8 protein-coding genes and 1 pseudogene are annotated in these 8,710 nt (G+C 54.6%); 1 reads left to right on the top strand and 8 read right to left on the bottom strand.

Going from position 1 to position 8,710, the window contains the following annotated elements:
* From priA to gmk, 3 genes are all read right to left on the bottom strand, one after another.
* Positions 1–1,953: replication restart helicase PriA (gene priA, locus lacNas_RS12690; protein ID WP_201346924.1), on the bottom strand; the 1,953-nt coding region annotated here is incomplete at its 3' end.
* A 62-nt stretch (positions 1,954–2,015) separates the two neighbouring features.
* Positions 2,016–2,237 carry a DNA-directed RNA polymerase subunit omega gene (gene rpoZ, locus lacNas_RS12695; protein WP_201330462.1) on the bottom strand — a complete coding sequence of 74 codons (222 nt, stop codon included), beginning with the start codon at positions 2,235–2,237 and terminating at the stop codon, positions 2,016–2,018.
* A 1-nt stretch (position 2,238) separates the two neighbouring features.
* Entirely contained in the window at positions 2,239–2,853 is a 615-nt protein-coding gene (gene gmk / locus lacNas_RS12700; protein ID WP_201330463.1) for a guanylate kinase, read from the bottom strand.
* 172 nt (positions 2,854–3,025) lie between these two features.
* On the opposite strand from gmk, the gene lacNas_RS12705 reads away from it, so the two are divergent.
* Complete coding sequence (locus tag lacNas_RS12705) at positions 3,026–3,331, top strand: hypothetical protein (protein WP_201330464.1); 306 nt, start codon at positions 3,026–3,028, stop codon at positions 3,329–3,331.
* 36 nt (positions 3,332–3,367) lie between these two features.
* Here the strand turns inward: lacNas_RS12705 and lacNas_RS12710 are convergent, their stop codons facing one another.
* The 5 genes and pseudogenes from lacNas_RS12710 to lacNas_RS14365 form a co-directional block, all read right to left on the bottom strand.
* Positions 3,368–4,984 (bottom strand): peptide ABC transporter substrate-binding protein, encoded by a 1,617-nt coding sequence (locus lacNas_RS12710; RefSeq protein WP_201330465.1) that lies wholly within the window; start codon positions 4,982–4,984, stop codon positions 3,368–3,370.
* A gap of 216 nt (positions 4,985–5,200) precedes the next feature.
* Positions 5,201–6,883 carry a DNA repair protein RecN gene (gene recN, locus lacNas_RS12715; protein ID WP_201330466.1) on the bottom strand — a complete coding sequence of 561 codons (1,683 nt, stop codon included), beginning with the start codon at positions 6,881–6,883 and terminating at the stop codon, positions 5,201–5,203.
* A gap of 20 nt (positions 6,884–6,903) precedes the next feature.
* The gene (locus lacNas_RS12720; protein WP_201336227.1) at positions 6,904–7,719 is read right to left on the bottom strand and encodes a TlyA family RNA methyltransferase; all 816 of its coding nucleotides are present in this window, start codon (positions 7,717–7,719) and stop codon (positions 6,904–6,906) included.
* On the bottom strand, positions 7,719–8,582 hold the full coding sequence (locus tag lacNas_RS12725; protein WP_201331619.1) for a polyprenyl synthetase family protein: 864 nt from the start codon (positions 8,580–8,582) through the stop codon (positions 7,719–7,721). Before lacNas_RS12725 ends, lacNas_RS12720 begins: the two co-directional genes overlap by 1 nt.
* 4 nt (positions 8,583–8,586) lie before the next feature.
* Positions 8,587–8,710, bottom strand: a pseudogene (locus lacNas_RS14365) (exodeoxyribonuclease VII small subunit); the annotation flags it as partial.

Raw genomic sequence — 8,710 nt, forward strand, 5'->3', positions numbered from 1 at the left:
GGCCCGGCCGGCCCGGCCGGCAACCTGGGTCAGAAGCTCAAAGGTCTTTTCCGAAGCATTGTAGTCCGGCAGCCACAAACCGGTATCGGCGTTGACCACGCCGACCAAGGTGACGTTAGGAAAGTCCAGGCCTTTGGCAATCATCTGCGTGCCCAGCAAAATATCGGCCTCCCCGCGGCCAAAACTGGTTAAGATGCGCTCATAGCTGCCCTTGCGCCGGGTAGTGTCAACGTCCATCCGCAGAATTTTGGCCTGAGGGAAAAGTTCGCTGAGCTCTTCTTGAACTTTCTGCGTTCCCGTCCCCAGGAAGCGGATCTGCCGGTCGCGGCAGTTCGGGCAGACTTCGGGCACGGCCTCTTGATAGCCGCAATAATGGCACTGCATGGTCCAGGTGTCTTTGTGCATGGTCAAAGACAGGTCGCAGTTGGGGCACTTCAAGACAAAGCCGCAGTTGCGGCAGAGCATGAAATTGGCAAAACCGCGACGGTTTAAAAGCAGGATCACCTGCTCTTTTTTGGCCAGACGGTCCTGGATGGCTTCGGTCAACGGACAGGAGAGGTCAAACTGGCTGCCGGCGAATTGGACGTGTTTCAAATCGATCAAGTCCACCCGCGGCAGCGGCTGGTTCTTAGCCCGCTTCTGCAGGCGCAGCAGCTGATAGACCCCCTTTTGTGCCCGGGCCCGGCTGGCCAGAGACGGCGTGGCGCTGCCCAAGATCAAGGGGCAGCCGTGGTAGCGGCTGCGCCAGATGGCCACGTCCCGGGCATGGTAGCGGGGATTGTTGTCCTGCTTGTAGGAGCCTTCGTGTTCCTCATCAATAATGATCAGGCCAATATTGTGCAGGGGCGCGAAAACCGCGCTTCTGGCGCCGACCACTACCTGGGCCTCGCCGCGGCGGATCCGCCGCCACTCGTCATAGCGCTCGCCTTCAGACAAGGCCGAGTGCAACACGGCTACCTGCTGGCCGAAACGGGACTGAACCTGCCTTACCATCTGCGGAGTAAGCGAAATTTCCGGCACCAGCATCAAGGCTGTCCGCCCCAGAGCCAGTGCCTGGCTGATTGCCTGCAGGTAGACTTCGGTTTTCCCGCTGCCGGTCACTCCTTCCAAAAGAAAGGTCTGGCTTTTGTGCGCCTGCAGGTCTTGGCTGATCCGGTCCAAAACCGCGGCCTGGTCGGCGTTGAGCTTCAGCGGCTGGCTGGGGGCAACCGGCTTGGTTGGCCGGCGGTATTGCTCCACTTCTTTCAAAGAGAGCCAGTTTTTCTCCAAAGCATTTTTCAGGGCAGCCGTGCTGATTCCCAGCTCCTTCAGCTGCTCGCGGCTTTTGGGATAAGCCGGCAGGTTCTCGGCCAGGTCGCTCAGCAGCTTCTTTTGCTGGCTGGCACCTGCCCGCACCTCATTCAAGAGCTCGCGGTATTCTTCCGCCTTCAGGCGGGGAAAATAGACCGCGGTCATTTTCTTTCTGGCCTGGTTTTCAACCAGGTATTCGATTCTGGCCTCCCCCTTGCTGATCAGCTGCTTGACCATCTTGATCAAATGCGCTTCTTCCAGATTGGCCAGGTCTACCTCGTCTCCTTGAAACAAGGGCAGCTTGGCGGCCTGCTCGCTGGCAGGCACCAGGATCTTGCGGTAGTTGGCCCGCATCACACCCGGCAGCATCGTCTTGAGAATGCTGATTCTGTAGGCAAAAATTTCCCTAGCCAGGTCTGCGGACAACTCTACCAGCTCTTCAGTCAAAGGCGGCATTTCATCAACCACCAGCAGCAGATCCTTCAGCTGGCCGGCAAAGCTGCTCTGCTCAGTCAGAGAAACGATGAAGCCTTGAACCTTGCGGCGGCCAAACGGGACGATCACCCGGCTGCCGACATCAGCGTCCAGGCCGTCAGGCACGTGATACTCAAAGACGCGGTCAGTCTGGCGCGCGGCAACGTCGACGATCACCTGTGCAATCATTTGAATCCCTCCTCCAGACTAAAAAAAGAGCGGGCTTGTTCGGTCCGCTCCCTCTTCAAGGATTATTCTGCAGCTTCACCATGGTGGTCTGCGTCAATCGTTACCTTGCCGGCGGCAATTTCTTCCAATGCCTGGCCGACCGGCTTCAAATTATGGTAGTTGTCCAAAGCGCCCGGCTTGCCGGCTTCCAGTTCATGAGCCCGCTTGGCAGCCAAAACTGACAGCGAGTATCTTGAATCAACTTCGTCCAGCAGCTTGTCAATTGATGGGTAGGTAATTCTCATGTTAGTCCTCCTTAACCATTTTCCGATAATCGTCGATCACGCGCTTGACGCTGACGTGTTCAGCGTCAACGATTGCTTTGATGTGGGCGACCGCGTTGGCGACCGTGTCGTTGACCACCGCGTAGTCGTAGTCCTGCATTACCAGAATTTCCTTGCGCGCTTGCGCAATCCGGCCCCGGATCACGTCTTCTGATTCAGTTCCGCGGTGTTCCAGACGGTCCCTCAGAGTGTGCAAATCTGGCGGCGTCAAGAAAATAAAGACGCCATCCGGCATTTGCTGGCGAACGGTCCGGGCACCGTTGACATCGATTTCCAAGAGCACGTCCTTGCCGGCAGCCAGCATTTCCTTGACTGGCCCCAAAGGGGTCCCGTAAAGGTTGCCAACGTATTCGTTGTATTCAAGCAGCTGGTTGTCAGCAATCGCCTGCTTGAATTCCTCCCGCGTCACGAAGTAGTAATCTTTCCCGTTCACTTCGCCTTCGCGGGGCTTGCGGGTGGTCATTGAAACTGAGTACTCGAAAGGGAAAACCTTGTGTTCAACAATTGCACTTTTGACTGTTCCCTTGCCGACCCCGGACGGGCCGGACAAAACCAGCAATAATCCTTTATCTGCCATGATAGCTCCTTTTTTTGACTAGTAATTCTATTTTGGACCATAAGTGCTTTCTGATCAAGTCTTATACCTGAAAAAAGCTTTTTTAAAAAAGGGGCTTGCTTTTTCGAATACTTGTTCGTATAATGATTTTACAAACAGGCGTTCGAAAATTTTCTTAAAGGAGTCTTTCACCATGTCCCAATTTCAAACTTTTGCCAGCCAAGCCGTTCAGCCGCTCAAGAAAGCCTTCCACTACCTCTTCGCTTATGATGAAGACCGGCTGACCATTCGCGGCGACAGCCTAACCATCAATTTGGCCAAGCTCCACCTGGCCTTTTTGAAGCGGCAGTATCTGCTGATCACTTTAAACGATGGCAGCTGGCAGGTCGGCAAGATTACCAAGCGCGTTTCAGCCAGCCGCTTTGTTTTCCGCGATGCTGACAGCAAAATTTTTTACTTGCTTGACGTCAATGACATCCTGACCGTTGAACTCCCATAGACATGAAAAGAGACCGGCCAGCCGGTCTCTTTATGCTTATTTCACGCTCGCGTACTTGAACTGCCAGCCGCCAAGGTTGTCGTTGTAGACATTCTTGATTTCCGGTCTGATCAAATATGCCGTGCTGATGTAGTAGATTGGAGTAATCCCTTCATCCTTGAGCAGAATTGCTTCTGCCTGCTGCAGGTCCTTGACCCGGTCGCTGCTTGACGAAGTCGTCTTGGAAGCGGCAATCAGCTTGTCATACTCGCTGTTGCTCCACTTGCCGTAGTTTCTGCTGTTGTTGCTGGTCAGCAGGTCCAGGAAGGAAATCGCGTCGTTGAAGTCCGCGATCCAGGTGGAAACCATGATGTCGAACTTGCCTTCCTCACGCCGGGCCATCCGGGTCTTGAACGGAACGGTCGTGGTTTCAACCTTGATCTTGCCCAGAGTCTGGGTCAGTTCGCTTTGCAGGGCTTCAACGGTCTTCTTGCCGCTGTCAGTGTCGTCAGCCATGATCGAAACCGTAATTGAAGACTTGCCCAGTTCCGCCAGCCCCTTTTCAAAGAGCTTCTTGGCCTCTGACTTGCGATACTTGTTGTAAGCTTCGCTGCTCTTGGCAATGCCGCTGGTGTATTCGCTGTTGCCGACATACATCACGCCTTTGGACGTGAAGGTCTTGGCCGGCTGGTTGTTGCCCCCTAAAGTGCTGCACAGGCCCGAACGGTCAATTGCCATGGAGATTGCCCGGCGGATGTTGACGTTGGCCAGGTTCTCGTCATTCTGCAAGTTGTACTGCAGGTAGGCTGTCCCACCGTTATTGATCAACTGGAAACCGGCCTTCTTGGACAGCTGCTTGGTCTGCGATGAGTCCAGGCTCAAAGCATCAAGCTTGTTGGACTGGTAAAGATTGTAGGCCGTTGACGGGGTCTTCTGCACGCTCCAGTCGATCTGCTGGATCTTGACGTTCTTCTTGTCCCAGTAGTACTTGTTCTTGACCATCTTCCAGGAAAGGTTGGAACCGGTCCAGCCCTTTTGAACGAACGGGCCGTTGTACAGCATGTACTTGGAAGCAGTGCCGTACTTGGAGCCATACTTCTTGACCGCCTTCTCAGACTGCGGGAAGAAGAGGGCGAAAGCCATCAGCGACTTGAAGTAAGGAATTCGCCGGTCCAGGGTCACGACCAGCTTGTAGTCGCCCACCGCCTTTACGCCCAGACTGCTGAGCGGTTTCTTGCCAGCGGTGATGGCAGTAGCGTTTTTGATGCCTTCAAACAAGTAGGCATATTCTGAAGCCGTCTTGGGGTTGACCGTCCGTCGCCAGGAATAAACAAAGTCTTTGGCGGTTACCTTGCTGCCGTCGCTCCATCTGGACTTGCGCAGGGTAAAAGTATAGGTCTTCCCGTCTTTGGACACGGTGCTGCTGGTTGCCAGCCCCGGCATCAGCTTGCCGTTTTTCCCGGTCCGGTAAAGGCCTTCCATTGTGTTGCGCAGCTGGTCGAAGCTGACGGTGTCACTGGCCTTGGACATGTCGATCGTGGAAATTTCTGCCGAGGTTGACCAGGAGAATTCCTGCTTCTTGCTGGTCTGGCTGCTGGACTTCCCGCAGCCGGTCAGCATGACCAGCGACAAAGCAGCCAGCGCCAGAGGCGCTTTTATCTTTGATAGGCTCATTTTTTCGTCCTCTCTTTCTCACAGATTTTTACCAGCCCCCAGAATCACATCACCTTTTCTGGGGGTATTTTTAAAATTATATTAAAATACATATTGTTCATTGTCAATCATTTTCACCTGCAATATTGCGAAAAATTACGGCTTTTTTACTTGAAAAGATGCAAAAAACTCTCTTGCCTGCTGACAAGAGAGTTTTTTATTTTTAATAATCGATTGCTAATTCCGCTGGCTGGCAATCAAGTCGGCCGCGTTCTTCTCGGCTGCCTCGCTTACATTGGCGCCGGCCATCATCTGCGCGATCATCTTGATGCTGCTGTCCTCATCCAGCGCCTTGACTTGAGTGAAGGTTTCGCCTTCCTGAACGGTTTTGGCGATGGCAAAGCGGTGGTCAGCACTGGCTGCCACTTGCGGGGAGTGGGTGATGGCGATTACCTGCTTTTCAGCGGCAATCGCGTGCATCTTTTTGCCGATGGCTGCGGCTACCCGGCCGGAAACCCCAGTATCGATTTCGTCAAAGACCATCGTGCCGACCGGTTCAACCCGGGAGAAGATGGCCTTCAAAGCCAGAATCAAACGGGACTGTTCCCCACCAGAAACAATTTTGACCAGCGGCATCAGTTCCTCGCCCGGGTTCGGCGCGATGTAGAAGGCCAGGTCATCGTTGCCCTTGGCCGTGAAGCTGTCGGTCTTGGCAAAGCGGATTGAGAACCGGGCCTTGTCCATGTACAGGTCGGCCAGTTCATGCTTGATGGCTTCTTCCAGCTTCAAGGCAGTAGCTTCTCTGGCCTGGTGCAATTCAGCTGCTTGCTGGCTCAGCTTCTCTTCAACGGCCGCGATCTGCTTGAGCAGCTCTTCTTCATCAAGGCCGCCAGTTTCAAACTGGCTCAGTTCCCGGGAAACCTTCTCGTAGAAGTCAAACACGTCGGCCAGGCTGGGACCGTACTTTTTCTTCAGATTGTTCAAGAGATCCAGGCGGTTTTGGACATACTGGTAGCGTTCTTCGTCAAATTCCAGGCTGTCCATGATGTCACCCAATTCCGAGCGGGCATCGCTGAGCGAGTAGACCCCGTCAGTGATGGACTGGGCCACGTTCTTGAAATCGCGGTCCAGGTCAGCCAGATCTTCTGCCGTCCCCTGGGCATCCCCCAGCAGGCTGGTCAGCCCATGCTCATCGTCGTCAAAAAGCTGGATCATGAAGCTGGCCGATTCGGCAATCTTTTGGTAGTTGTTCAGCTTGTTGAACTCGTCTTCCAGCTGCTGGTCCTCATGCTCGTCAGTCAGATCTGCCTGGGTCAGCTCCTCCACTTGAAACTGCAGGATATCCTGGCGCTGGGCCAGTTCCCGGCTGTCGCGGCGCAGATGGTCCAGGCGCTGGTTGAGAGCCAGCCAGGTCTCATAGTCGGCCTGGTAGGCAGCCAGCAGGGGTTTGAAGTCCCGGCCGGCATATTCGTCAACCAGGTCAATCTGCCGGCTTTGGTCCATCAACATCTGCTGGTCGTTTTGTCCATGAATGTCCACCAGGTATTCGCCGATTTTGGCCAAAGCCGTAATCGTGGTCAGCTGGCCGTTGATCCGGATGACGTTGCGGCCCTTGCTGGAAATTTCCCGGCTGATGATCAGGTCGTCGCCGTCCATCGGCAGGCCGTATTCAGCCGCCAGCTGGTCAACCTCCCGCATTTCATCATCCTGCAGGGTGAACAGGCCGGTCACGATGGCTTTGCTTTGCCCGGAGCGCACCATTTCCTTTTGCGCCCGATGACCCAAAAGCAGCGACAAGGCATCGATCAAGATCGACTTCCCCGCCCCGGTTTCACCGATAAGCACCGTCATTTGCGGTTGAAATTTGATTTTCAGGTTTTTGATGATTGCAAAATTCTGGATGTCCAATTCGACAAGCATAATTAATCCGTCACCACTTTCTACAGGTCCTGGTCAGCCCGTGCGATCAGCTCGCTGATTGATCCAGTCCAAAGCTGCTGGCCAGGGTCAGCCAGATTTTTCTTCAAGTGAATCAAAAATTCGATATTCCCCTTGCCACCCTTGATCGGCGAGTAGTCTACGCCCAGAATGGAGAAGCCGATTTCCAGGGCCTTGGCCATCGTATGCTCAATCACGGCTTCATGCACCGCGTGGTCCCGGACGATTCCGTGCTTGCCCACGTTTTCAGGGCCAGCTTCAAACTGGGGCTTGATCAGGCAGACGGCTTCGCCCTGGTCTTTCAAAATCGCGTACATTGGCGGCATGATCAGATCCAGGGAAATAAAGGACACGTCCGTCATGGCAAAGTCCGGCAGCCCTTCAGTAAAGTCGGCCGGAACCGAGTAGCGGAAATTCTGCCGCTCCATCACCACGACCCTCGGGTCGTCCCGCAGCTGCCAGGCCAGCTGGTTGTAACCTACATCCAGCGCATAGACCAGCTTGGCGCCGTTTTGCAAGGCAACATCGGTAAAGCCGCCAGTCGACGCGCCAATGTCCAGGCAGATCTTGTCTTTTAAGTCGATATCCCAGACCTTGACTGCCTTTTCAAGCTTGAAGCCGCCTCTGGAGACATACTTCAGCCGGTCTTTTTTGATGAAAAATTCTTCGTCAACCGGGAATTTCTCTCCGGCTTTGTCGATGCGCTGGTGATTGTGGTCGGTTACCAGCCCGGCCATGATCGCTCTTTGCGCCTGGCTTCTGGAATTAAAAATTCCCTTTGAGGCCAACAACACGTCCGCACGTTCTTTATTTGCCATTAGAGCACCTTCTGATATAGATCCATAAAGCCAAGCAGGACCTCGGCATTCTCGCCTTCAAGATCAGCCCGTCCCTGGGCAATCAGCTGCTTAAGCTCGCTTCTGGTCTGCTCGGCCCCCAGCAAAGTCAGGCTGTTGTTCTTGCCGACTTCCTGGTCCTTGTGGGTGGCCTTGCCGGCCTCAGCCTGGCTTTCAACGATGTCTACCAGGTCATCGTACAACTGGTAGGCCCGGCCGAAATGCTTGGCAAAAGCCAAGTACTTCTCTTCCCGTTCTTTCGGGCAGTCTGCCAAGGCCGCTGCCATCTGCACGCTGGCCAGAATCAGGCAGCCGGTTTTCAACCATTCCATGCGGTCAATCAGCTTCTCATCGCTGTTTTCATTGTTGGTGGTGTCGATGTCCAGATACTGGCCGGCCACCATGCCCTTAGGGCCGACAGCCTCAGTAATGATTTCAACCAGCCGCCAGCTTTTGCTTGCCTGGGCGATCCACTGAATGCCCAAAGGCTGCAGGGCATCCCCGGCCAAAATGGCTTCAGCTTCGCCCCACTTCTTATGGCTGGTCAGCTTGCCGCGGCGGTAGTCGTCATTGTCCATGGCCGGCAGGTCGTCGTGAATCAGCGAATAAGTATGGATCAGTTCGATCCCGCAGGCTGCCTTGATCGCGGCCGCATCAATTTTCTGGCCCAGAGCGTCCAGAGTTGCCAAAAACAGCAACGGCCGCAGGCGCTTGCCGCCTGCCATGACCGAGTAGGACATGATTTCCGCAAAACGCGGGTCATCGCTTTCCTTAGGCAGGTTTTCCACTAAAAAGTCGTTGACGCGGGGGGTGTATTCAGCTCGAAATTCTTGAAAAGTCGTCATGATCTTATTCCTTCGGTGCTGAGGCGTCGGTCGGGTCCAGGACCTTCTCGCTGCCGTCAGTCTCAATCAGCTTGGCCACGGTGTTTTCCGCCTGAGTCAGTTCCTGCTTCAGCTGCCGGCTCAGCTTG

It is taken from the genome of Lactobacillus nasalidis (assembly GCF_016587775.1).
Lineage (GTDB): Bacteria > Bacillota > Bacilli > Lactobacillales > Lactobacillaceae > Lactobacillus > Lactobacillus nasalidis.

Bases quoted from the DNA above. Each gene is read 5' to 3' on its own strand.
- rpoZ (WP_201330462.1), bottom strand. From the start codon at position 2,237: ATGAGAATTACCTACCCATCAATTGACAAGCTGCTGGACGAAGTTGAT.
- gmk (WP_201330463.1), bottom strand. From the start codon at position 2,853: ATGGCAGATAAAGGATTATTGCTGGTTTTGTCCGGCCCGTCCGGGGTC.
- lacNas_RS12705 (WP_201330464.1), top strand. From the start codon at position 3,026: ATGTCCCAATTTCAAACTTTTGCCAGCCAAGCCGTTCAGCCGCTCAAG.
- lacNas_RS12710 (WP_201330465.1), bottom strand. From the start codon at position 4,984: ATGAGCCTATCAAAGATAAAAGCGCCTCTGGCGCTGGCTGCTTTGTCG.
- recN (WP_201330466.1), bottom strand. From the start codon at position 6,883: ATGCTTGTCGAATTGGACATCCAGAATTTTGCAATCATCAAAAACCTG.
- lacNas_RS12720 (WP_201336227.1), bottom strand. From the start codon at position 7,719: ATGGCAAATAAAGAACGTGCGGACGTGTTGTTGGCCTCAAAGGGAATT.
- lacNas_RS12725 (WP_201331619.1), bottom strand. From the start codon at position 8,582: ATGACGACTTTTCAAGAATTTCGAGCTGAATACACCCCCCGCGTCAAC.